The organism is Arthrobacter sp. Soil_N43, from assembly GCF_057655195.1.
The window spans coordinates 191023-215083 of the sequence record NZ_JBDGML010000123.1 but is presented as its reverse complement, the minus strand read 5'-3'; the positions used below and the strand labels follow the sequence as shown (position 1 = coordinate 215083).

Below are 24061 nucleotides of genomic sequence, written 5' to 3'. Positions count from 1 at the left end.
GCGCACATAACCTGAAAGTGTTCCATTCCACCACGGAGGCCCACATGCACAACAATCCCACTGCAGTCCCGGCCGGACCGGGGCCAGTAGCCGACAAAGACGTCGAAGCCTGGTTGCAGCCCATCCCCGAATCACAGCGGACCCGAAAGGTCTCAGGCCAGTTCTGGATCTGGGCCGGAGCGAACCTGGCGCCCATCAACTGGGTTCTCGGAGCCCTCGGCATCCACCTCGGACTCGGCTTCGCGGACACCGTCACCGTGCTGGTTTTGGGGAACCTCATCGGAATGCTGCTGTTTGGATGCTTCGTCCTGCTCGGCCAGAAAACCGGGGCTACGGGCATGGTCCTGGCCCGCGCGGCATTCGGACGGCGCGGCAACTATCTGCCGGCCGCCATCCAGGCATTGCTCGTCATCGGCTGGTGCGCCGTCAACACCTGGATCATCCTGGATCTGGTGATGGCGCTCTTCGGAACCCTCGGATGGGTGGATCCGACCGCCCACAACTACGGCGCGAAGATCGGCGTCGCCACCGCCATCATGGCCGCACAGGTGGCCATCGCCTGGTTCGGCTACAAGGCCATTGCAGCCTTTGAGAAGTGGACCGTGCCGCCCACCATCATCATCCTCGCGGTGATGTCCGCCGTCGCTTGGTTCGGCATGAAGATCAACTGGTCCTACGCCGGACCTGCGGGCAACATCCTGGAAGGCTCGGAGCGGATCGCCGCGATGAGCGCCGTCATGACGGCCATCGGCATCGGCTGGGGCATCACCTGGTTCACCTACGCCGCCGACTACTCCCGCTTCGTCAGCACCGAGGTCCCGAAGCGGAAAGTCTACCTGGCGTCGGTCCTGGGCCAGTTCATTCCCGTCGTCTGGCTGGGAATCCTGGGCGCCAGCCTCGCCACCAACAGCGGCGAAATCGACCCCGGAAAACTCATCGTCCAGAACTTCGGCGTGCTGGCACTGCCGGTGCTGCTGATGGTCCTGCACGGCCCCATTGCCACCAACATCCTGAACATCTACACCTTCTCGGTCGCCACGCAGGCCCTCGACATTTCCATCAGCCGGCACAAGCTGAACCTGTTCGTCGGCGTATTCTCGCTCGCCGCCGTCGTCTTCTTCATCTTCCAGGAGGACTTCGCCGCAGTCCTCGACGCCTGGCTGATCGGCCTCGTGGCCTGGGTGGCAGCCTGGGGCGGCGTCATGCTGGTGCACTACTTCTGGATCGAGAAGCGCTGGCCCGGTGACGCCTCGCGGCTGTTCGACGCCGTGGGCACCAAACGGCTCCCCAGCGTCAACTGGGCCGGCATCGTGTCCCTCCTGATCGGCATTTTCGCCACCTGGCTGTTCATGTACGGGCTCGTGCCCGCCATGCAGGGCCCCATCGCCGTGGCCCTGGGCGGCTGGGACCTGTCCTGGCTCGCCGGCGGCCTCAGCAGCGCCGCGAGCTACGCCGTTCTTGGCCCCCGGATGCACCGCAAATTTCTGGCCGGCGCCGGATTGGAGCCGGCAGCTGCCCCGGTGACAGCGGACCGTCCGACAACACCCGCAGTCTCCCTCTAGAAAGGAACCCGGCCCATGGAATTCCCCGCATTCCCGGACTCCGCCCACCCCATCACCTGGCCCGAAGGCTACCGGGCAGCCGCATCCTTCACCTTCGATGTCGACGCCGAATCCTGCACCATCGCCCACGACCCCACCAGCACGCGCCGCATGTCCCTCATGACCCACCAGTCCTACGGGCCCAAGGTCGCGGTGCCGCGGTTGCTGCAGATCCTGCAGCGCCAGGACATCCAGGCCACCTTCTTCATCCCCGGATTCACCGCGGAAAGCTACCCCGACGTCGTGCGCCGGATCGTGGACGCCGGCCATGAAATCGCCCACCACGGCTACCTCCACGAACCGATGCAGGGGATCGATGCCGCCACCGAGGCGCGATACATCGACCGGGGGCTGGAAGCGCTGGCCAAGGTCGCGGGCGTGCGGCCGGTCGGCTACCGCGCCCCCTGGTGGGAGCTGAACTGGCACTCGCCCGCTTTGCTGGCTGACCGCGGCTTCCTCTACGACTCGAGCCTGCTCGACGGCGATGCGCCCTATCGCTTCAGCGTCGCCGAAGGTGACTCGAGGGATCTCGTCGAGATCCCGGTCGACTGGGCACTGGACGACTGGGAGCAGTACGCCTTCTATCCCGGGGTCACCGGCAGCGGCGTCATCGAAAGCCCCGCCAAGGTGCTGGAGATGTGGACGCTCGAAGCCGAAGCGCACCATGCGGCCGGGAGCTGCTTCGTGCTGACCAACCACCCGTTCATCTCCGGCCGGCCCTCGAAGGCCGTGGCCCTGGAACAGCTGATCAGCCGGGTCAAGAATATGGACGGCATGTGGGTCACAACCCTTGCGAAGATCGCCGAGCACACGCGGGACACCGTCACGGAGGTCCACAGCCACGCCCGCATTGAGGTTCCCGGTTTCCCCGACGCCGGCGCCCGTTTCACCCCGGCGCAAGTCCGTCAGCCGCAGCTGCCCGCCGACCCGCTGCAGTCGACGACGACGGTCCCCTAACGCCCGACGCTCCCTCACTTTCCACCGCTTAACGCCCGACGCTCCCTCACTTTATACCGCTTAAGGCGGGACGCTCCCTCACTTGATGAAGTGAGGGAGCGTCCCGCCTTGAGTTGCGGAAGGTGAGGGAGCGTCGGGTTTAAACCTGCGGAAGGTGAGGGAGGGTCCCGGCTTAGACGCCGAGGGCATCCTTCAGCGCCTGGACGTGGCCCTGGGCCTTGACCTGGTACTGGGCGAGCTTGACCTTGCCTTCGGGGTCCAGGACAACGGTGGAGCGGACGATGCCCTCGCGGACCTCGCCGTCGACGAGCTTTTCGCCCCAGGCGCCGTAGGACAGGGCCACGGAGTGGTCCTCGTCGGCGAGCAGGGGGAAGGTCAGCGCGAAGTCGCCGGTGAAGTTCGCCAGCTTCTCCGGGGCGTCGGGGGAGACGCCGAGGACTTCATAGCCGGAGCCCTGCAGGGTGGCCAGGTTGTCACGGAAGTCGCAGGCTTCGGTGGTGCAGCCGGGGGTGGCCGCCTCGGGGTAGAAGTAGACGATGACGTTCTTGCCGCGGTAGTCGGCCAGCTTGGTCTGCTTGCCTTCGGCGTCCGGCAAGGTGAAGTCAGGCGCCTGGGTTCCGGGCTGGAGCTTCGTGGTCAGGTAGGTGCTCATGGCTTTTCCTTCGGATGGATCGTGCAGTACAAAGCTGCGTAGTACAAAGCTGTGCAATACATAGCTGTGCGGTACAAAGCTGGTCGGACAACAATGCTGAAGTGGATAACAGCTCCGCTAGATGCTGTATTCCGCCGGTCCGCGCACGGTTGCGGCCGGGCCGGGAACGAACCGGTAGCCGCCTCCGCGGACGGTGGCGATCGCGTGGCGGCCGCCCCGCAGCTTCCGCCGCACCCGCCCGACATATACGTCGATCGAGCGGGGCGCAGCGCCGGGATTATCGAACCGCTCCAGGAAATGCTGCAGTTCCTCACGGCTGATCGTTCGGGAACAATTCTCCACGAGGTAGCGCAGGAGCGTGAATTCGACGCCGGTTAGTGACACAGCTTTACCGTCCAGCAGCACCTCGCCCTTGGCGAGGTCCACGGCGACCCGGCTGACGGCGCCGCGTGACGGCGGAAGATGGGAGGCGCCGTCGTCGTCCATGTGCGGGGAGTCCTCCGGAGAGGACGACGACGGCGCGGGAGTGCCGCCGTCGGGCCCGGCCGGTGCCCCCTCCCCAGGGGGCATCCCGGCGGGGGAGCCCCCGACGTCGGACGTTGCAGCCCCGGCGGCGGGCCAGTGGACTTCCGCCTGCGGAGCAATTTTCAAGGCGCGCGCCAGCACGAGTTCGGCGGCGCGCGCCAGCACGGCCTGATCTATTTCCTGCCCTGCCCCGACGGTCACCCAAACGGCCAGGCCCCGCGCCTTAAGGGCCGCGGCTGGAGCGGCCGGCCTACGAGCGGCCGGCGCACACCGTCCCCGCGGAGCGGGCGTGTGGGCATGAACAGCCATGGCAGGATGCCTCAGACGCCGCCGCGGCGGATCAGTTTGCCGCCGGGAGTCCGTCCGTCCACCACGCTGCCGCGCAGGAAGGTCTTCCGGACCACGCCGGAGAGTGCCTTGCCGTCGTACGGGGTGATCGGGTTCTTGTGCTTGAGCTTGGAGACGTCCACCACGAAGGCCTCGTCCGGCGCGAAGACGGAGAAGTCGGCGTCGTACCCAAGGGCGAGCTGGCCCTTGTTGGAAAGACGTGCCAGGGCGGCCGGCTTCTCGGCCATCCAGGACACCACCTGCTCCAGCGGGATGCCGCGGTGCCGGGCCTCGGTCCAGATCAGCGACAGCCCCAGCTGCAGCGAGGAAACGCCGCCCCAGGCCACGGCGAAGTCGCCGTTTTCCAGGTCCTTCAGGTCAAGCGTCGACGGGGAGTGGTCGGAGACGATGCAGTCGATGGTGCCGTCCTGCAGGCCCTTCCAGAGCAGCTCGCGGTTGGACGCCTCGCGGATGGGCGGGCAGCACTTGTACGCGGTGGCGCCGTTGGGGATTTCCTCGGCCATCAGCGTGAGGTAGTGCGGGCACGTCTCCACGGTGAGGTGGACGCCGTCGCGCTTGGCCGAGGCGATCATCGGCAGCGCGTCGGAGGAGGACAGGTGCAGGATGTGGGCGCGGGCGCCGGTCCAGCGGGCCCGCTCGATGACCTCGGCGATGGCCTTGTTTTCGGCGCCGCGGGGGCGGGAGGCCAGGAACGTGGAGTACTGGTCGCCGCCCGGGTGCGGGGCGTGGTCGATCGCGTGGGAGTCCTCGGCGTGGACGATCATGAGCGAGTCGAAGGACTTGAGCTCGGCCATGTCCTCCTCCATCTCGTCCGCGTCCAGGTGCGGGAACTCGTCCACGCCGGAGTGGAGCAGGAAGCACTTGAAGCCGAACACGCCCTCGTCGTGCAGCGGGCGCAGGTCGGCCTTGTTGCCGGGGATGGCGCCGCCCCAGAATCCGACGTCAACGAACGCCTGGTCCTCGGCCACTTCACGCTTGAGCTTGAGGCCGTCCACGTTGGTGGTGGGCGGGATGGAGTTCAGCGGCATGTCGATGATGGTGGTGACGCCGCCGGCCGCCGCGGCGCGGGTGGCGGACGCGAAGCCCTCCCACTCGGTGCGGCCGGGCTCGTTGACGTGGACGTGGGTGTCCACCAGGCCGGGAATGAGGGTCTCGTCGTCGCCGAGTTCGATCACTTCGGCGCCGGAGAGTCCGTTGCCGAGCGGCTCGATCGCGACGATCTTGCCGCCGCGCACACCCACTTCACGCGCGGCGATGCCGGCAGTGGTGAGGATGCGCTGGCCCCGGATGACCAGGTCAAATTGTTCTTCAGACATTCAGGGGCTCCTTTGTGCTGGCGTGGGCGGCGGGCGTCGGGTCCGCCAGCTCACGGCAAATCTGCTTTCCCAATTCTTCAAGCAGAGGTCCTGCCTCGGCTATACATACTTCTACCTTGGACTCCAGCGAGGTCAGGGGGTAGACCTGCCGGAAGCCGGATTCCCGCTGCTGCAGCGGGGTGAGGGTGGTGCGGCCGCAGACGGCCACCACCGGGACGCCGGCCGCGGCGGCGGCGCGGGCCACGCCCACGGGCGTCTTTCCCAGCAGGCTCTGCTCGTCCAGGCTGCCTTCGCCCGTGATGACGAGGTCGGCACCTTCCAGACGGTCGGCCAGTTGGGTGAATTCAAGAACGACGTCGATGCCCGGCCTGCGCGTCGCGGCCAGGACCGCGATGGCCGCGTAGCCGACGCCGCCGGCCGCCCCGGCGCCAGGTGCGCCGGAGGCTTTCAGTGCGCGGGGGCCGATCTCGCCCGCCAGCACCTGCACGAAGTTGGCCAAGGCGCCGTCGAGGGCTTCCACGTCCGCGGGCGAGGCGCCCTTCTGAGGGCCGAAGATCGCGGGTGCTCCGTCCGGGCCGAGCAGCGGGTTGTCCACGTCGCTGGCGAGGATGAAGCGGGCATCGTCCAGTCGGGAATCGAAGCCGGAGAAGTCGATGCCCGCCAAGTCCGCCAGCGCGGCGCCGCCGGGAGCCAGGTCCCGGCCGTCGGCGTCGAGGAGCCTGGCGCCCAGTCCCTGCAGGATCCCGGCGCCGCCGTCGGTGTTGGCGCTACCGCCGACGCCCAGAATGATCTGCCGGCAGCCCGCGTCCAGTGCTGCGCGGATGAGTTCGCCGGTGCCCAGGCTCGTGGCTGCTTTGGCAGTGGCCGAGTCGGGGCCGCCGGGCAGGACGGCCAGGCCGGAGGCAGCCGCCATCTCGATGACTGCCTCCCGCCCGCGGACCGCGAACTCCGCCGTGAGCGGCTGCCCGGTGGGGCCGCTGACCACGGCGCTCCGGCGGGTGAAGCCGGAGCCGACGGCGGCATCCAGGGTGCCTTCGCCGCCGTCGGCCACGGGAATCCGGAGGACCTCCAGGTTGTGGCCGGCGGCCGACTGCAGCCCCGTCTCCAGGTGCCGGGCGACGTCCGGGGCGGAGAGCGAGCCCTTGAATTTGTCCGGCGCGATCACAATGCGCATGGCGGTGCCTGTTCTTTCTGGCGCTGCGGCTTAGGGCTGCAGGGCGAGGATTGCGGTCGGGGCGTCGGCCGCGGTCTCGGCCAGCTCCTCGAATTCGTTGACGGCGTTGATCTCGGTGCCCATGGAGATGTTGGTGATCTTCTCCAGGATCACTTCAACCACCACGGGAACCTGGAACTCGCCGGCCAGGGCCTTGGCCTTGTCGAAGGCAGCGCCCATGTCGTTGGGGTCCTCGACGCGGATGGCCTTGCAGCCCAGGCCTTCGGCCACCTTGATGTGGTCCACGCCGTAGCCATTTGTCTCCGGGCTGTTGATGTTCTCGAAGGCCAGGGACACGTTCTGTTCCATCTTGAACCCGCGCTGTGACTGGCGGATCAGGCCCAGGTAGGAGTTGTTCACCACCACGTGGATGTACGGCAGGTTGAACTGCGCGCCGACGGCCAGCTCCTCGATCATGAACTGGAAGTCGTAGTCGCCGGACAGGGCCACCACGGTCTCGTCCGGCTTGCCGCGAACCACGCCCAGCGCTGCCGGCGCGGTCCAGCCCAGGGGACCGGCCTGGCCGGCGTTGATCCACTTCCGCGGGCCGAAGACGTGCAGCATCTGGGCGCCGGCGATCTGGGACAGGCCGATGGTGGACACGTAGGTGGTGTCCCTGCCGAAGGACTTGTTCATCTCCTCGTACACGCGCTGCGGCTTGATGGGGATGTTGTCGAAGTGCGTCTTGCGGTGCAGCGTGGCCTTGCGCCCGGCGCATTCGGCAACCCACGCGGAGTAGTCCGGCAGGGTCCCGGCGTCGCGGCGTTCGCGGGCCAGTTCCAGCAGGCCGTCCAAGGCGGCGCCGGCGTCGGACGCGATGCCGAAGTCCGGGGAGAACACTCGGCCGATCTGGGTGGGCTCGATGTCGATGTGCACGAACTTGCGGCCCGCGGTGTAGGTCTCCAGGCCGCCGGTGTGGCGGTTGGCCCAGCGGTTGCCGATGCCGATCACGAAATCGCTCTGCAGGTAGTTCTCGTTGCCGTAGCGGTGCGAGGTCTGCAGGCCCACCATGCCGGCCATCAGCGGGTGGTCGTCCGCGATGGCGCCCCAGCCCATCAGGGTGGGGATGACCGGAACGTTCAGCAGTTCGGCCAGTTCCACCAGCTGTGCGGATGCTCCGGCGTTGATGATGCCGCCGCCGGCCACGATCAGCGGGCGTTCGCCTGCGGTCAGCATGTCCAGGGCCTTTTCCAGCTGCTTGCGGCTGGCCTTGGGCTTCTCGACGGGCAGGGGCTCGTAGGTTTCGATGTCGAATTCGATCTCGGCCATCTGCACGTCGATGGGCAGGTCCAGCAGCACGGGGCCCGGGCGGCCGGAGCGCATCAGCTGGAACGCCTTCTGGAAGGCACCGGGAACCTGGCCGGGCTCCAGGATGGTCATGGCCATCTTGGTGACGGGCTTGGCGATGGACTCGATGTCCACTGCCTGGAAATCTTCCTTGTGCAGCTTGGCCACGGGGGCCTGGCCGGTGATGCAGAGCATCGGGATGGAATCGGCCCACGCGGCGTACAGGCCGGTGATCATGTCGGTGCCGGCGGGGCCGGAGGTGCCGATGCAGATGCCGATGTTGCCGTCGGCGGCGCGGGAGTAGCCGTCCGCCATGTGGCTGGCGCCTTCAACGTGGCGGGCCAGCGTGTGGCGGATGCCGCCGTGGGCCCGCATAGCGGAATAGAAGGGATTGATTGCCGCGCCTGGCAGGCCGAACGCCTCGGTGGCGCCCTCCTTTTCCAGGATGGCGACGGCTGCGTCAACAGTGCGCATCTTCGTCATGGTGTGCTCCTTGAAAGTCTGTGGTTGTGCTCGGTGGTTGAGCTTGTCGAAACCCGAAACAGGGTGTGCTGAAGGAAGGCCCCGTGGTCGGGGTCCTGAAAGTGTGGTGGTTGAGCTTGTCGAAACCGAGCCGGTGGTTGAGCTTGTCGAAACCTGGATCTCGACAAGCTCAATCACCGGTTAGCTGCGGCCGCTGAGCTGGAGGACCTGCTTGAAAAGTCCCGAGTGGTCCAGTCCGCCGTCGCCCTGGTTGACGGTGGCGGCGACTAGCTGTGCGACGACGGCCCCGAGGGGGACGGCGACATTGGCTTCGCGGGCTGCGGAGGTGACGATGCCGAGGTCCTTGTGGTGGAGGGCCAGGCGGAAGCCGGGGTCGAAGTTGCGGTCGAGCATCTTCTGGCCCTTCTGGTCGAGGACCTTGGAGCCGGCGAGGCCGCCGCCGAGGACCTTGAGGGCGGCGTCGGTGTCCACGCCGTAGGCCTCGAGGAAGGCGATCGCCTCGCCGAGGACCTCGATGTTGACGGCCACGATCAGCTGGTTTGCGGCCTTGACGGTCTGGCCGGAGCCGGAGGGGCCGACGTGGACGATGGTCTTGCCGACGGCGTTCAGGACGTCCTGGGCTGCCTCGAAGTCTGCCTTGTCGCCGCCGACCATGATGGAGAGGACGGCGTCGATGGCGCCCTGCTCGCCGCCGGAGACCGGTGCGTCGAGCGGGCGGATGCCGGCTGCGCGGGCGTCGTCTGATAGGCGCTTGGCGACGTCAGGGCGGATGCTGCTGGCGTCGATCCAGAGGGTGCCCTGCTTGGCGTTGGCGAAGACGCCCTCGGGCCCGCTGACGACGCCTTCGACGTCGGGGGAGTCCGGCACCATGGTGATGATGACGTCGGCGTCCTTGACGGCGTCCGCGATGCTCGTGGCGCCCTTGCCGCCTTCGGAGACGAGCTTGTCGATCTTGTCCTGGCTGCGGTTGAAGCCGGTGACGGTGTGGCCGGCTTTGACCAGGTTGATGGCCATGGGCAGGCCCATGATTCCGAGTCCGATGACTGCAACGTTGCTCATGATGGTTCCTTTACTGAAGTCTGTGGTGGGTCTGGTGGTTGAGCCTGTCGAAACCCGGTTACCGGGAGGCGTGTTCCCGGATGGCCCAGCTGAAGGCCGTTTTCTGCGGTTCCTTGTACTCGAGGCCGATGTAGCCCTGGTAGCCGAGTTCGCGGCTGCGGGCGATCCATTCGCCGAGGGGGAGTGTGCCGGTTCCGGGAGCCCCGCGGCCGGGGTTGTCGGCGATCTGGATGTGGCCGAAGTCCTTGGCATGGTTCTCGATGACGGATTCGACGTCGTCGCCGTTGACGGCCAGGTGGTAGAAGTCGGCGAGGAGCTTGATGTTGTCGACGCCGGACTCCGCCTTGACGCGGGCGATCACCTTGAGCGCGTCTTCAGCCGTGAGGAGCGGGTACTTGGGTGCGCCGCTGACGGGTTCGAGGAGAACCGTGCCGCCGATGCGGGCGACGCCCTTGGCTGCGGCGGCCAGGTTCTCGGCGCCGATGGCGTCCTGCTTCTCGGCCGATTCGCCGTCGATGCGGTTGCCGTAGAGGGCGTTGAAGGCCTTGCAGCCGAGACGCTCGCCGATGCCGGCCACAACGTCGATGTTGTCCTGGAATTCGGTGGAGCGTGCCGGCCAGGAGGTGAGGCCGCGGTCGCCGCCGGGCATGTTGCCGGCATTGAAGTTCAGGCCCGTGAGCTGGACGCCGGCGTCGGTGATGGCGTTCTCGAACTCGGTGATCTGGGCGTCGGCGGGGACGGAGGTTTCGAACGGCCACCAGAATTCGACGGCGTCAAAGCCGGCAGCCTTCGCTGCGGCGGGCCGCTCGAGGAGCGGCAGTTCCGTCAGCAGGATGGAGCAGTTCACTGTGTACGTCATCGTAGGTCCTTCCGAGGAGGGCTTTGATCTATCTTCCCGTGCATCCCGGCTTCTTTACCGTTTCCGCTGTGTGGAATTTAGATTCTGCTTTATGAAAAGTGTAGAGAAAGTGTGGTCCGCGAGTCAAGGGGGCTGGGGCGAAGCTGAGGCCGTGAGGCGGTCCGGCGCGCATTTCTGCACCACTTTCGCGGAACCCGGGTTGCCGCGGCCGCGGTTATCAGAGGAAGGAACGGCAGGCAGCAGGCCAAAGAGGTGCAGATTTGCCAGGTGGCCGGGGGCCAACCCGGGCCGGCCCCGGGAATTGCAGGAAAACTGCCCTGTCCGCGGGGCCGCATCGTCCGTAGAATTGGTGTGGGGCCGACGGCAGAGCCCCGGGAGCCGGGGTGCCTTCCCAAGCGCCGCCGGCCCTTATTCTCTGCAGCCTCAACGCAGCATTCAGCGCAGACGCCACATTCCGATCCGGTCACACTACAGCTGCGGCCCTTCCCGCCGCGTCACGGGCGTGTGAGGATACCCGCATGAGCGAAGAGATGATGGCGGCGGCACCCTCCGGCGGTGGCACTCCCCGAAATCGAACGGCCGGAATATTTCATCCCGAAGGCTCCGAAGCCACGCGGCAGATGCGCGAACAGGCTCGGAGACGGCGGGAAGCAGAGGCGAAACTGCAGCTGCACCTGATGCAAACCCACAACAAGCACACCGAATCTCCGGACCCGGTGCTCTAAAGGTCAACACAGCAAGCCACCGAAACAGCGGTCATCCAGGCGCAACGAGGAGCCTGGGTGGCCGCTGTTCCGGTCTGAAAGCGACCTTCATAAACCGGTCTTCCGAAAGCTTCAGGAAACGATCAGATCCTGCGCCCTCCGCAGATGCCAGGCCATGTCCGCGGCCCAGTCCGGGGCGCGGTCGTTGAAGGGTTCCATGCAGCCCGTAAACAGCCGAAAAGCCGCCCAGGCATTCACGCCGTCCTGGCTGAACCGGCCGCCGGCCTGGGCATAGCCTTCAGTCAGGCTGGCGGTGGTGGGGCCGACGGCGGACCGACCGGCGGCGAGCGGCTGGCCCGCTTCCTCCGCTGCTGCGAATGATCCGAGATCGGCTTCGGGCGCGCCGGCGTGCGCCTGGCCGAAGTCGAGGATGCGGACCTCGGCCCCGTTGACGAGCACCTGCTCCGGCGAGAAATCGCCGTGGATCAGGACGCGCTCCCTCGATCCAGGCAACGCAGGCACCGTTCGCAGCGCGGCCTCCAGGCGCCGTGCCGGCTCCTCCAGCGCCGGGACCAGTGAGGCCACCACTGAGCGCGTTTCGGCCAGCTGGTCGGCAAGACGCGATGGCCGGAATGGCCTGCCGGCGCCGGAATCCACCGGGGGCATGCCGTGGACCCGGGCCAGGGCTTCACCCGCGCGCCGTGCTCCTTCGCTCTCGTTGAGTCCGGCCAGATCGCCCCCGCCCCAGGCTGCGCAGGCGCTGATTCCGTGCTCCGCGCATTCGGCGTCGCCCAGCTGGGGCAGGACCGGCACGCCGTTCAGGTGTAGGGTTTCGTGGAACTGCCGGTGCCTGGCGTCGAGTGGCTTGGCGGCAGCCTTGACCACCAGGGGCGCCCCGGCGTTCTGAAACAGCAGGACCAGACAGCGCCCGGGCTTGTAGCGCAGGGTAGTGGTGGACCCGCCCAGCAGGCTGCTTCCCGGCGCGCGGCGGAGGCCCAGCCGTTCCGGGCCGTGCTCGCGGAGCCAGGCGAGGTTTTCCCGCAGCGCCCAGTCGTCCTCGACGCCGCCCACGGCCACCAGGGTGTCCGGAAGCCGCAGGTCCGGATGCAGGATGCGGATGTCCCCGCCGCGCGCCCTGGATTTCTCTTCGCGCCTGAGGAGCTTGCCGTTCGCCTTGGCGGCCCGGGTCAGCGCCCAGCCGTAGTCGAAGCTTCCGTTCCTCGTCCGGCGGTAAGCCACCTGCAGCGACGTGCGCGGCCTGTAGCGGACCCGCGTGATGTGCACGGATTCGCCGAGCAGTTCGGAGAGCCGCTGGTTGTCCAGCAGGTACGGCAGGCCCGGGAGGGCGGCGTCACGGATGGCAAGGGACCGGTCGGGGTGCTTGATCCGGGACTCCGCTGTCATGGGCTTCAAGCCTTCCGGGACGTACTGATGGGGGCCAGCGTCCAACGGAGACCGTTGGGTGACAACCATTAAGGAGCCCGGCGGGGCGGAAAGCAAGAGGACGACGGCGGAGGTTCCGCCGTCGTCCTCTCAGGGTCGGGTGGGGCTGCTAGTGCTGTCCCAGCGTCCCGCCTGCGGGCGGGAGGGTGCCGGGGCCGCGGTCTTCGGTCTCGTCACGGTCAGCCGCGCTCAGCGTGTCGCTGGCCGCGGTTTCGTCCGAGTCGCCTTCGTCATCAATGAGGCCATTGGTCTGGTCAAAGGGATGGGCGATGGTCTCGTCCGCCAGGGCCGAGCCACCGGCTGCGCCTGTTGCCCCAAGAGTGCCGGCTGCCCCGGCAGTGCCCGTTGCTCCGGTGGTATCAGCCGGGTATGCCGGGTCCGCATAGGCCGGCGTCACAGCAGGTGTGGCGGTGTCTCCGGCGACCGGCACCGTGGTGTCCGTAGGGGACTCCCCGCTGCGGGTGGCGGCAACCGCTCCGGCCGCTGCAGCGGCGGCTACCCCGACGCCGGCGGCGACCTTGCCGGATACGCCGGCCTTGCCGCTGTCTCCACGCGACGCGGCCGCCTGATCGACGCCTGGTGTACCCACCGCGGCGCCCTCGTTGACGGAACCGCGCCAGGCGCCGCTGGCATACCGTTCGTCCTCGATGAATTCCTTGAACTTCTGCAGGTCGGACTCGGCCTGGCGGTCCACCACGTTGAGCTTGTCGCCGACCTTCTCCACCAGGCCCTCGGGCTCGTAGTCGATGACGAGCCGGACGGAGGTCTGCCCGCCGCCCACGTCTTCGAATTCCACCGCTCCGGCGTTTGTGGCGCCCTCCGTAGCGGCCCAGGCAACCTTGCGGTCGGGGATTTGCTCCAGGATTCTGGCTTCCCACTTCCTCTTGACGCCGGCGATCTCGGCGACCCATTCAATGCGGTCATCACTGAGCTGCGTCACGCTCTTCACTCCGCCCATGAAGTGCGGAAATTCCTCGAACTGCGTCCACTGGTTGTAGGCCGTGCTTACCGGTACGTTGACCAGAATTCGTTTTTCTACCCTCGTGCTCACAGTGTCTCCTTTGTCGACTTGGAACAGGCCATGACGAACAAAACCTAATTCGTCAGCATGCTTACCATATCGGGTTGTGCCACGGGATGGCCAGTGTCGGGGCAGCGCCCGGACGCCGGCTGCCCGGGTGCAGAGGAAGGTGCAGGGGAGGGAGGGGAGGATGGGCGGGAACCCCAGCGCGAGTCTGTTGGCTCCAGCGCGGGGGCTCCCTAGGCTCTCCGTTCTGGGGGGAAATCGGAGAGCTTGGAATCAATGTACAGGCGCGAATCGCCGAATCGGCGCTCTTTGGAAGTTCTTGATTAAACCTTGAGTCTTGCGGCGCGGGCGAGGGCATTTTCCGCTTCGGCGAGCGTGCGCCTCAGGTCGGCGAGGACCTGGTGCTCCGCCGCGCCGGCGTCGAGAACCGTGAGGCCGGCGAATTCCGGAAGGGCCCGGTAAGCGTCGCGGAGTGCGGTGAGGTCCGCCAGGGATTCCTCGTCGGTGCCGCGCGCCACGATTCTGTCGTGGGCCCGCTGGGGGTCGACGTCGAGGTGGATGGCAAGGTCGGGAGCGGGAAGTTTTCGCAGGAGCCAGGGGAGGACCCGTCCCCGCGGCAGCCCCTTGGCCTCGCGGAGTGCCAGCTGGCAGTGAAGGTGCCGGTCCATCACCACCAGTCCCCGGAACCGGCGGGCACGGGCGTGCGAGATCAGCACGTTGGCCACGCGGATGGTGGATTCCACGGCGTTGGCCAGCCGCGGAGGAAGCTGCACGCCGAGCCGGGCGGAGAGCAGCGACATCCTGCGCCGGCCAGCGTAGTTGCTCAGAAGCAGGACCTCCCTGCCTTCGGCCAGCGCGGCAGATACCAGGGCGCGGGCGGCCGTCGTCTTTCCGGAGCCGTCGATGCCCGTCAGCACAATCAGCAAGTAGTCCTCCTTCCGTTTTTCGTTACCCGTACCAACGACAGGCGCCCCTGGATCATCCCGGGTTTGAGGCGGACGTCACTCGAGCCTATGCTCTGGTGGCCGAAAAAGAAGAGGACGACGGCGGCGCTCCAGGCGCCGCTGCCGCCCTCCGTGCGTCCTGCGGGCAGGACCGCAGGACTAGCCGCGGCGGGTGTAGCTGCCTTCGGTTTCGTCCGGGTGTGCCGTGTGCAGCGTGACGTAGCGGCCCTGGACCTTCTCGCCGTTGCCGGGACGGCCGCCCGGCGTCGTGATGTAGGTTCCCTCCGTGCGGGGAAGTTCGTGGCGGCCGGCGGGCAGGGTCACGTAACTGCCGCCTCGGGGTGCCTTGCGGCTGGGCGCAGCGGTGGTGGCGGCGTCGTGGGCTGGGAATCGTTCGGTCTGCAAAGTCATGGAGTTCTCCTGGTGGGTCGCGGGATGGGTGCGGCCGTGCCGGTTCGGTGCCGGAGGCGCGGGGCTGCCAAGGCCCTGGGTGGGTGGCCCCTGGGTGGGTGGCGCCCTTGGCTGTGGTGGACATGAACGGCGTCTCGGAACGGTGCGTTCACGCCGTCGGTGGGTTCAGGCGGGGCTGGGTTCTGCGGCAATGCGGCCACGCGGCGTCCGTCGGCCACCGCCTTGCCTGCACTGTGGGATTCTGCGCACGTGCGGCACTCAAAAGGGCTTCGGTGGCCTGCCATTAACGCTAGCGGCTATTTTGATTGGATCAAAATAAGGTGTGCGATCTCACGGGAAAGGGCAGGTCCGGGGAGGCAAGGCCAGCCTTCCGCGATGCCATTCCGTTCCATTTAGCGGTTAAACAATTCCGCAGTGTGGATTTAGCCTTCCGGAAACATCCGCTCCCTAGCGTTGCCTGTGACCCCAGCGGCATAACGCGTGCCGCCCCTGACCGACAGGCTTCCACGATGAATCTCTCCAGCGCAGCGGCTCCTCCGCCGGACCAGACGCCCTCCGGCGCGAACGCCACAGCCAAGAACACAGCCAAGAACCCACCCAGGAACCAAGCCGAGAAACCCGCCCGTAAGCCCTTCTACCGCCAGCTGTTCTTCCAGATCCTCGTGGCGGTGTGCCTGGGCATCCTGGTCGGGCACTTCTGGCCGGGCCTCGGTTCCGGCCTGCGGCCGCTGGGGGACGGCTTCATCCAGCTGATCAAGATGATCATCGCGCCGCTGATTTTCCTGGTGATCGTCACGGGCATTTCGGCGGTGGGCGACGTCAAGGCGGTGGGCCGGGTGGGCGTGAAGGCCCTGCTGTACTTCACGGGCGCCACCCTGTTCGCCCTGGTCTTCGGGCTCATCGTGGGCAACGTGGTCCAGCCCGGGGCGGGCCTGAACATCGACCCGGCGACGCTCTCGCAGGACGCGCTGGACGCCAAGACCGGCACGGCGCCGCCCAAGGACGCAGGCCAGTTCCTGCTCGGCGTCATCCCCACCAGCGTGGTGGGCGCCTTTGCCTCCAACAGCCTGCTTCAGGTGCTGTGCTTCTCGGTCTTCTTCGGGGCCGCGATCGTGGTGGTGGGCCGTGAACGGTGCCTGCCGGTGGTGAACCTGCTGGAGACCGTGCTGGAGCTCTTCTTCAAAATCATGGGGTGGGTGATGCGCGTGGCACCCATCGGCGCGTTCGGTGCGATGGCTTTCATCATCGGGCAGTACGGCCTGGGTTCGCTGGGAACCTACGCGGTGCTGATCGCCGCCTGCTACGGCGCGGCGGTCGTGTTCCTCGCCCTGCTGTTCGCCGTGGCCTGGGTGTATCCGCGCGTCCCGCTGTGGCAGTTCGTCCGGTACTCGCGGGAGGAATTCCTGCTGGCGCTGGGCACCGCCTCCACCGAGTCCGTGCTGCCGCGCATCATGACCAAGCTGACCAACGCCGGCTGTTCCCGCGCCACCACGGGGCTGGTGGTGCCCACCGGGTATTCGTTCAACCTGGACGGCGCTGCCCTCTACCTCTCGATCTCCCTGCTGTTCCTTGCCCAGGCCTTCGGCCACAACCTGGACCTCGGGCAGCAGCTGGCCGCACTGGGCATCCTGATGCTGACGTCCAAGGGGATGGCCGGCGTCCCTGGGTCCGCGTTCCTGGCGCTCTCGGCCACCGCCGGGGCGCTGGGCATCTTCCCGGTGGCCGGCGTCGCCCTGCTGCTCGGAGCCGACCGTGTCATGGATTCCATGCGGGTCGTGGTGAACCTGCTGGGCAACTGCGTCGCCACTTTCGTGGTGGCGAAGTGGGAGGGCCAGTTCGACCGGGAGGCCATGCTGGCCGCTTTCCGCAGCGACAGCCCGACGGCGGGCGGCTCGCCGGAGTCTCCTGCCGCCGTCGGACGTTCCGGTGCAGCGGACGACGGGGCAGCGGACAGCGCCCGCCCGGGTGCGGCTGACGCACCCGTCCCGAACGGCGTGCAGCCGGCAGGCGTCCGCTAGCTGCTGCAGGCCGCTCCATTAGGCTGGGACTCATGACCCGGAAGATTAGTGTGAGCCTGCCGGACGCGGCACTGCGCGAGTACCTGAACCCGCACGCGGACGTCACCGTGCTGGAATGGGACTTCGCCGGCGAGCCGCCGCAGCCGCGCATCGACATCGTGGTGCCGCCGTACATGGGCGGGGCACAGGTGCTGCGCAGGCTCGAAGGCGTGGAAACGGCCCTGGTGCAGAGCCAGTCGATCGGGTACGACGGCGTGGCGGAGGCGCTGCCCGCCGGCCGCGTTTTCGCCAATGCCGCCGGCGTGCACGAGACCTCCACCGCGGAACTTGTGCTGGCCATGGTGCTGGCGAGCCAGCGGGAGTTCCCGCGCCTCCTGCGCAACCAGCAGGAGGGCTTCTGGGAGACCAAGCCGACCGCGAGCCTGGCCGACCGCCGGGTCCTGATCGTGGGCTACGGCGGCGTGGGCAAGGCGATCGAGCAGCGGCTCATCCCCTTCGAAACCAGTGTCACCAGGGTGGCCAGCCGGGCCCGGACCGATGAAAACGGCGAAATCCACGGCATCGGCGAACTGCCCGCGCTGCTGCCGGAGCACGACATCGTGGTGGTGGGCGTCCCGCTCAGCGACACCACGCGGCACCTCGTCGACGACGCCTTCCTCTCGGCCATGCCCGACGGCGCGCTGCTGGTCAACGTGGCGCGCGGGCCGGTGGCGGACACCGACGCCCTGGTCCGCCACACGTCCTCTGGCCGGATCCGCGCCGCCCTGGTCGTCACCGACCCGGAGCCGCTGCCCCGGGACCACCCGCTGTGGTCGGCGCCGGGCGTCATCATCACCCCGCACGTGGGCGGCGCCAGCTCCGCGATGCGCCCGCGGATGGGACGGCTGCTGCAGCGGCAGATCGACCTCATGCTGGCAGGGCAGCCGCCGGCCAACGTGGTGCTGGGCGGCTGAACGCGGCGTCAGTCCTGCAGCAGGTCAGCCGGCTCACGCGGTGTGGCCAGGCCGTCCACCACCTCGACGCCGGGCAGCTTGCGGAGTTCGGCCGGGGCCAGGACGATCTTGCTGGACCTGTTGCCGCCGCCCATGACCACCCGGTCCGCGTCCATCACGGCCCGGTCCACGTAGATCGGGAGCCCCTGAATGCCGGGCGCGGTGACGCCGCCCACCAGCATGCCGGTCAGCGCGGTGGTGGTCTCGGCGTCGGCAAAGGAGGCGCGTTTGACGCCGAGCAGCCCGCGGACGGCGCGGTTCACGTCGAGGCGGGTGGTGCCGAGCACCACGCACACCGCGTACCTGGGCGGGTCAACCTTCTTGGACGTCACGACGATCGTGTTGGCCGCCTCCTCGAGGGTGAAGCCATAGTGCTCGCAGAACGCTGCGGTGTCCGCGAGCTCCGGGGAGCACTCGAGTATGTCGTGGCGGACGCCGTGGAGTTCCAGGGCGTCGGCCACCTCGGCCATCAGGATCGTGTCGGTCACGGGCGTTCCTCTCGTCAGTTCAAAAATACCGCCACCGGCGGGGAGGCTACTCTGGGCTGTCCTGCCGGAAGAACGGGCTGGTCGCAGGCAGCCACATGAGGACTGCGCCGGCCAGCGTCAGTGACAGCCCGGCCAGGATGAGGCCGGAAAGGTGCAGCGGCGTCGCCAGGACAGACAGGGCGGCCACGACGGTCAGCAGGACGCGAGACCAGCGTGCGCCCCGCAGCAGTTCGAGTGCGGCCCAGACCTGCAGTGCAGCCACTGGCACGGCGGACACCACCAGGTAGGGCACCGCCCAGGCGGGCGTGGACTGGCCGTAGTTGATCCCGGCCGCCTCCAGAATGACCGGCAGGATGCCGGCCGCCGCACTGACAAGCCAGAATGCGGTTGCTGTTCGTATGGTTACCGGTATGTTTTCCGGCACGCCGGAATCCAAGCTCTGTTCCCCCAATGAAGTCCCCAATCTTCAACATGCTCTTACCGCGGTCATCCGGCGGTGGTTTCAGCCTACAGGCCCGCGTTCCGGGACCGGCCAGCGGGCGGGGCCAGGGGCAGGTCCGGGGTCAGGTCCGTTCCAAGGCTCCGGCCGTAAACTGGCCTTCGGATCTGATTGCGCGGGCTCCGGAGGAACCCTCGCGGCGTGAAGTGGAGTCCGGATGCTCTGGAAGCTGCTCGTTGAATACCTGCGGCCGCAGCGGCGGCTGCTGATCGCCGTCGTCGTTTTCCAGCTGGCGCAGTCCATCGCCTCGCTCTACCTGCCCACGCTGAACGCCGACATCATCGACGAGGGCGTGGCGAAGGGGGACGCCGGCTACATCCTGCGGGTGGGCAGCCTCATGCTGGTCATCACGCTGCTGCAGATCGCCTGCGCGGTGGTGGCCGTGTACTTCGGGGCGAAGGCGGCCATGGGCCTGGGCCGGGACCTGCGCGGGGCCATCTTCACCCGGGTGGGGGAGTTCTCCGAGCAGGAGGTCACCCGGTTCGGGGCGCCGAGCCTCATCACCCGCTCCACCAACGACGTCCAGCAGGTCCAGCAGCTGGTGCTGATGTCCGCCACGATGATGGTGGCCGCGCCCATGCTCAGCATCGGCGGCGTGGTGATGGCGGTGCGGCAGGATGCCCAGCTGTCCTGGCTGATTGCGGTCAGCGTGCCGGTGCTGCTGGCCGGGGTGGGGGTGATCATCAGCCGGATGGTGCCGCTGTTCCGCAAGATGCAGGTGCGGATCGACACGGTCAACCGGGTGCTCCGCGAGCAGCTCACCGGCGTCCGGGTGGTGCGGGCGTTCGTGCGCGAGGACATCGAAACCGCCCGGTTCGCGCGGGCCAACGAGGACGTCACGGACACGGCGTTGCGGGCCGGCCGGCTCATGGCGCTCGCGTTTCCCGTGGTGATGCTGGTGCTGAACGTCTCCAGCGTGGCGGTGATCTGGTTCGGCTCGTTCCGGATCGAGGACGGTTCCATGCAGGTGGGCACGCTCATCGCGTTCCTCAGCTACCTGCTGCAGATCCTGATGTCCGTCATGATGGCCACGTTCATGGCCGTGATGATCCCGCGCGCCGCGGTCTCGGCGGACCGGATCGGCGAGGTGCTGGGGACGGAGTCCAGCGTGCGGCCGCCGATCGCGCCGGTGGCGGTCGCCGCCGGCCAGCTGGGGCGCGGCGAGCTGGAGATGCACGACGTCGGGTTCGCCTACCCGGGTGCCGAGCAGCCGGTGCTGTCCGGCATCAGTTTCACGGCCCGGTCGGGGCAGACGACGGCGATCATCGGCAGCACCGGGTCCGGCAAGACCACGCTGGTGAACCTGCTGCCGCGGCTTTTCGATGCGACCAGCGGTTCGGTGAGGTTCGACGGCGTGGACGTCCGGGAGCTGCACCCGGACCAGCTGTGGGGCCACATCGGGCTGGTGCCGCAGCGGCCGTACCTGTTCTCCGGCACCGTGCGCAGCAACCTGCTCTACGGCAAGCCCGATGCCACCGAGGATGAGCTGTGGCGGGCGCTGGCCACCGCGCAGGCGCAGGAGTTCGTCCGGGAGATGGAGGGCGGGCTGGATGCGCCCATTTCGCAGGGCGGCACCAACGTCTCCGGCGGGCAGCGGCAGCGGATCGCGATCGCCCGGGCGCTGGTGAAGCGGCCCGAGCTCTACATCTTCGACGACTCGTTCTCCTCGCTGGACACCGCCACCGACGCGCGGCTCCGGCAGGCGCTCAAGCACGACACCGCCGGGGCCACCCTGGTGATCATCGCCCAGCGGGTGTCCAGCATCGCCGATGCGGACCAGATCCTGGTGCTCGACGACGGCCGGATCGTGGGGCGCGGAACGCACGATGAGCTGCTGGAGACCTCCGAGACGTACCGCGAGATCGTGTCCTCGCAGCTGGCGGCGGAGGAGGCGGCGTGAGCGGGCGCAGCACCCCGAGCCGGACGGGACCGGCCGCGGAAACCGGGACCACCGCCGTCGGACGCCCGCCGCGCCCGCCGATGGGGCCCGGCCGCGGGGGGCCGTTCGCGGGGATGAACATCCCCGCGGAGAAGGCGCTCAACTTCTGGCCGTCCGCCAGGCGGCTGCTGGGCACGCTGCGGCCGGAGCGGGCATGGCTGGTGCTGGTGGTCGTGCTGAGCGTGGCCGCGGTGGCGCTGTCGGTGATCGGGCCGCGGCTGCTGGGCGAGGGCACCAACATCATCTTCGCCGGCGTGGTGTCCAAGGAGCTGCCGGCCGGGGCGAGCAAGGACGAGGTGATCGCGGGGCTGCGGGCCGCCGGGCAGGATTCGCAGGCGGACATGCTCGGCGCCATGACGCTGACGCCGGGGACGGGCATCGACTTCACGGCGCTGGCCAGTGTGCTGCTGTGGGCGCTGGCGCTGTATGTGCTGGCCTCGGCGTTCATGTGGGTGCAGGCGTATGTGCTCAACGGCGTGGTGCAGCGGACGGTGTACCGGCTGCGCGAGCGGATCGAGGCGAAGATCAACCGGCTGCCGCTGCGGTATTTCGATTCGATCCAGCGCGGCGAGCTGCTCAGCCGGGTGACCAACGACGTCGACAACATCTCGCAGAGCCTGCAGCAGTCGATCTCCCAGGCGGTCACGTCGCTGCTCACCGTGCTGGGCGTGCTGCTGATGATGTTCCTGCTCTCGCCCACGCTGGCGGTGATTGCGCTGGTGACGGTGCCGCTGACGCTGGTGACGACGGCGGTGATCGCCAAGCGCTCGCAGAAGCTGTTCGTGGCGCAGTGGAAGCACACCGGGGAGCTGAACGGGCAGATCGAGGAGACGTACACCGGGCATGCGCTGGTGAAGGTGTTCGGCCGGCAGCAGGAGGTGGGGGAGCGGTTCCGGCAGAAGAACGCGGAGCTGTACCAGGCGAGCTTCGGTGCGCAGTTCATCTCCGGCCTGATCATGCCGGCCATGACGTTCATCGGGAACCTGGTGTACGTGGGGATTGCGGTGGTGGGCGGGCTGCAGGTGGCCTCCGGGGCGATGCAGCTGGGCGACGTGCAGGCGTTCATCCAGTACTCGCGGCAGTTCACCATGCCGCTGGCGCAGCTGGGGTCGATGGCGAACCTGCTGCAGTCCGGGGTGGCGTCGGCGGAGCGGGTGTTCTCGTTGCTGGATGAGGACGAGGAGTCGCCGGAAACTGCTGGTTCCGTTTCGGCCGGCGGGCGGGGGCGGCTGGTGTTCGAGAACGTGTCGTTCTCCTATTCGCCGGACAAGCCGCTGATCTCTTCGCTTTCTTTGGTGGCGGAGCCGGGGCAGACGGTGGCTATTGTGGGCCCGACGGGCGCGGGCAAGACGACGCTGGTGAACCTGATGATGCGGTTCTACGAGCTGGACGCGGGGCGGATAACGCTCGACGGCGTGGACGTCACCTCAGTCTCCCGGCGCGAGCTGCGCTCGCGGATGGGCATGGTGCTGCAGGATACGTGGCTGTTCGGCGGGACGATCCGGGACAACATTGCGTACGGGCGGCCCACTGCTACCGAGCCTGAAATTCTCGAAGCCGCCCGGGCGACGTATGTGGACCGGTTCGTCCATTCGCTGCCGGAGGGGTACGACACCGTGCTGGAGGACGAGGGTTCCAATGTTTCCGCCGGCGAGAAGCAGCTGCTGACGATTGCGCGGGCTTTTTTGGCGAGGCCGTCGGTGCTGATCCTGGACGAGGCGACTTCTTCGGTGGATACCCGGACGGAGGTGCTGGTGCAGCAGGCGATGAGTGCCTTGCGGAGCGACCGTACGAGCTTTGTGATCGCGCACCGCCTGTCCACGATCCGCGATGCCGACCTCATCCTGGTGATGGAGGCCGGACAGATCGTGGAACAGGGGACGCACGCCTCACTGCTGGCTGCGGGCGGGGCTTACGCGCGGCTGTACGAGGCGCAGTTCGCGGCTCCTGTGGCGGAGGTCTAGCGGGGCGAGTCTCGCAAGCCGAGGATTGCGAGACGTCGCAATGCCTTCGGCCACCGGCTGTGATTCCACGGCTCGCTGCGTCTCGCATCTACGTCTCGCGACGCGCACGTCTGACGGAGCTGCATGTCCGGCATTGCGAGATGTTCAGTGCTTTGGCGGGGCGGTGCTGTTGCGTACGACCAGTTGGGTGGGGACGAGAGTGATGCCGGGTTCGGTGGTGTTGGTGCGGATCTGTTGGAGGACGTTGTCGACGCACTGGTTGCCGACGTCGGCGAAGTTCTGGTGGACCGTGGTCAGCGGGGGAGCGTAGGAGGAGGCTTCGGGGACGTCGTCGAAGCCGACCAGGCTGACGTCTTCGGGGACTGCTTTCCCCTTTTCGCGGAAGGCCCGGAGCAGGCCGAGGGCCATGTGGTCGTTCGCGGCGAACACGGCCGTGCAGCCGGGTTCGTCAGCGAGCCGGAGTCCTGCCTCGTAGCCGGAGTCCGCCGACCAGTCGCCGCGCAGCAGCGGCGGGACGGCCTTTCCGGCGTCGGTAAGGGTGGTGCGCCAGGCGGCGGCACGGCGTTCGCTGGCGAAGGATTCTTCCGGGCCGGCGACGTGCCAGACGGTCTCGTGGCCGAGGTCCAGGAGGTGTCTGACGGCCTTGCGGGCGCCGTCGGCCTGGTCTGTGTCCACCACGCTGTACTGCTCGCCGGCGTCGGAATCGACGACGACCACCTTAACTCCAGGGGGCAGTGTCACGGTCGCCGCATCCAGGAGGTGGACCTCCATGATCGCTATCACCGCGTCAACGGCGAGTTCGCCCATCCTTGAGAACGCACCCTGGATCCCGGCCTGCGTTGGTGCCGTCACCGGGATTAGCGTGATGGCGAAGTCCTGCCGGGCTGCGTGCAGTGCAATGGCCTCAAGCGTGCGCATGTTTCCCAGCGAGGACAGCGAGAACGTGATCACCCCAATGGTCCGGAAACTGCCCCGCTTGAGCGCCCTGGCGGCACTGTTCGGCCGGTATCCGAGTTCGTTCATGGCCGCAATGACCTGGCGCCGCGTGCTTTCGATGACGTCAGGGCTCCCGTTGGCCACGCGGGAAACGGTCTGCGATGAGACTCCGGCGAGCTTGGCGACGTCGGCCATGGACACCTGCTGCTTGCGCCGCGGCGCGACGCCGACCGCCTCCTTCGCAGGGGGCAAATTGCGGACCAGGGGTTGACCGGCTTCGTGCTCCATGTCACCATCGTACCAATCATGTTTGCGCAAACATACACAAAAACTCACATTGATGTTTACGCAAACAGGCCACGTTCGGTCACCAGCCAGGTGACACAGCCCTAAAGA

At 67.8% G+C, this 24061-nt stretch carries 21 protein-coding genes; 7 read left to right on the top strand and 14 right to left on the bottom strand.

The annotated features are described in order from the left end of the window. The first annotated feature begins 44 nt into the window (after positions 1-44). Complete coding sequence (locus AC3A3W_RS20505) at positions 45-1562, top strand: purine-cytosine permease family protein (RefSeq protein ID WP_487444961.1); 1518 nt, start codon at positions 45-47, stop codon at positions 1560-1562. A 15-nt stretch (positions 1563-1577) separates the two neighbouring features. Then, positions 1578-2558 carry a polysaccharide deacetylase family protein gene (locus AC3A3W_RS20500; RefSeq protein ID WP_487444960.1) on the top strand — a complete coding sequence of 327 codons (981 nt, stop codon included), beginning with the start codon at positions 1578-1580 and terminating at the stop codon, positions 2556-2558. Positions 2559-2730: 172 nt separating this feature from the next. On the opposite strand, the gene bcp is transcribed toward AC3A3W_RS20500, so the two are convergent. The 7 genes from bcp to AC3A3W_RS20465 form a co-directional block, all read right to left on the bottom strand. After that, positions 2731-3210, bottom strand: coding sequence for a thioredoxin-dependent thiol peroxidase (gene bcp, locus AC3A3W_RS20495; protein ID WP_487444959.1), 480 nt, complete (start codon positions 3208-3210; stop codon positions 2731-2733). A 117-nt stretch (positions 3211-3327) separates the two neighbouring features. Beyond that, the gene (locus AC3A3W_RS20490; RefSeq protein WP_487444958.1) at positions 3328-4044 is read right to left on the bottom strand and encodes a winged helix-turn-helix domain-containing protein; all 717 of its coding nucleotides are present in this window, start codon (positions 4042-4044) and stop codon (positions 3328-3330) included. Between the two features lie 11 nt (positions 4045-4055). Further along, a complete protein-coding gene (gene allB, locus AC3A3W_RS20485) occupies positions 4056-5399 on the bottom strand; it encodes an allantoinase AllB (RefSeq protein ID WP_487444957.1) in 1344 nt (447 codons plus the stop codon). Further along, the gene (locus AC3A3W_RS20480) at positions 5392-6573 is read right to left on the bottom strand and encodes a glycerate kinase (protein WP_487444956.1); all 1182 of its coding nucleotides are present in this window, start codon (positions 6571-6573) and stop codon (positions 5392-5394) included. The genes allB and AC3A3W_RS20480 overlap by 8 nt, the downstream gene beginning before the upstream one ends. Positions 6574-6603: 30 nt before the next feature. Beyond that, entirely contained in the window at positions 6604-8382 is a 1779-nt protein-coding gene (gene gcl / locus AC3A3W_RS20475; RefSeq protein ID WP_487444955.1) for a glyoxylate carboligase, read from the bottom strand. A gap of 180 nt (positions 8383-8562) precedes the next feature. Further along, entirely contained in the window at positions 8563-9441 is an 879-nt protein-coding gene (locus AC3A3W_RS20470) for a 2-hydroxy-3-oxopropionate reductase (protein WP_487444954.1), read from the bottom strand. Positions 9442-9499: 58 nt separating this feature from the next. Continuing rightward, positions 9500-10300, bottom strand: coding sequence for a hydroxypyruvate isomerase family protein (locus tag AC3A3W_RS20465; RefSeq protein WP_487444953.1), 801 nt, complete (start codon positions 10298-10300; stop codon positions 9500-9502). A gap of 518 nt (positions 10301-10818) precedes the next feature. Here AC3A3W_RS20465 and AC3A3W_RS20460 point away from each other — a divergent pair. Then, entirely contained in the window at positions 10819-11025 is a 207-nt protein-coding gene (locus AC3A3W_RS20460; RefSeq protein ID WP_487444952.1) for a hypothetical protein, read from the top strand. 111 nt (positions 11026-11136) lie between these two features. On the opposite strand, the gene AC3A3W_RS20455 is transcribed toward AC3A3W_RS20460, so the two are convergent. From AC3A3W_RS20455 to AC3A3W_RS20440, 4 genes are all read right to left on the bottom strand, one after another. After that, positions 11137-12408 (bottom strand): phosphotransferase family protein, encoded by a 1272-nt coding sequence (locus tag AC3A3W_RS20455; protein WP_487444951.1) that lies wholly within the window; start codon positions 12406-12408, stop codon positions 11137-11139. A gap of 148 nt (positions 12409-12556) precedes the next feature. Continuing rightward, positions 12557-13498, bottom strand: coding sequence for an SRPBCC family protein (locus AC3A3W_RS20450; RefSeq protein WP_487444950.1), 942 nt, complete (start codon positions 13496-13498; stop codon positions 12557-12559). A 299-nt stretch (positions 13499-13797) separates the two neighbouring features. After that, positions 13798-14400, bottom strand: coding sequence for an AAA family ATPase (locus tag AC3A3W_RS20445; protein ID WP_487444949.1), 603 nt, complete (start codon positions 14398-14400; stop codon positions 13798-13800). Positions 14401-14577: 177 nt separating this feature from the next. Next, entirely contained in the window at positions 14578-14829 is a 252-nt protein-coding gene (locus AC3A3W_RS20440; RefSeq protein ID WP_487444948.1) for a hypothetical protein, read from the bottom strand. Between the two features lie 509 nt (positions 14830-15338). Between AC3A3W_RS20440 and AC3A3W_RS20435 the strand changes: the two genes are divergently transcribed. Both AC3A3W_RS20435 and AC3A3W_RS20430 read left to right on the top strand, forming a co-directional pair. Continuing rightward, positions 15339-16847 carry a cation:dicarboxylate symporter family transporter gene (locus tag AC3A3W_RS20435; protein WP_487444947.1) on the top strand — a complete coding sequence of 503 codons (1509 nt, stop codon included), beginning with the start codon at positions 15339-15341 and terminating at the stop codon, positions 16845-16847. Between the two features lie 32 nt (positions 16848-16879). Continuing rightward, entirely contained in the window at positions 16880-17800 is a 921-nt protein-coding gene (locus AC3A3W_RS20430) for a 2-hydroxyacid dehydrogenase (RefSeq protein ID WP_487444946.1), read from the top strand. Between the two features lie 8 nt (positions 17801-17808). On the opposite strand, the gene AC3A3W_RS20425 is transcribed toward AC3A3W_RS20430, so the two are convergent. Further along, complete coding sequence (locus AC3A3W_RS20425; protein ID WP_487444945.1) at positions 17809-18327, bottom strand: YbaK/EbsC family protein; 519 nt, start codon at positions 18325-18327, stop codon at positions 17809-17811. A 46-nt stretch (positions 18328-18373) separates the two neighbouring features. Beyond that, the gene (locus tag AC3A3W_RS20420) at positions 18374-18751 is read right to left on the bottom strand and encodes a hypothetical protein (RefSeq protein WP_487444944.1); all 378 of its coding nucleotides are present in this window, start codon (positions 18749-18751) and stop codon (positions 18374-18376) included. A gap of 232 nt (positions 18752-18983) precedes the next feature. Here AC3A3W_RS20420 and AC3A3W_RS20415 point away from each other — a divergent pair, with 232 nt between their 5' ends. Together AC3A3W_RS20415 and AC3A3W_RS20410 are read left to right on the top strand one after the other, a co-directional pair. Further along, positions 18984-20726, top strand: a complete 1743-nt coding sequence (locus AC3A3W_RS20415) for an ABC transporter ATP-binding protein (RefSeq protein ID WP_487444943.1) — start codon at positions 18984-18986, stop codon at positions 20724-20726. 80 nt (positions 20727-20806) lie between these two features. After that, positions 20807-22729 carry an ABC transporter ATP-binding protein gene (locus AC3A3W_RS20410; protein WP_487444979.1) on the top strand — a complete coding sequence of 641 codons (1923 nt, stop codon included), beginning with the start codon at positions 20807-20809 and terminating at the stop codon, positions 22727-22729. A gap of 144 nt (positions 22730-22873) precedes the next feature. On the opposite strand, the gene AC3A3W_RS20405 is transcribed toward AC3A3W_RS20410, so the two are convergent. Further along, positions 22874-23953: a LacI family DNA-binding transcriptional regulator gene (locus AC3A3W_RS20405; protein WP_487444942.1), complete on the bottom strand. Its 1080-nt coding sequence runs from the start codon at positions 23951-23953 to the stop codon at positions 22874-22876. Positions 23954-24061 lie beyond the last annotated feature (108 nt).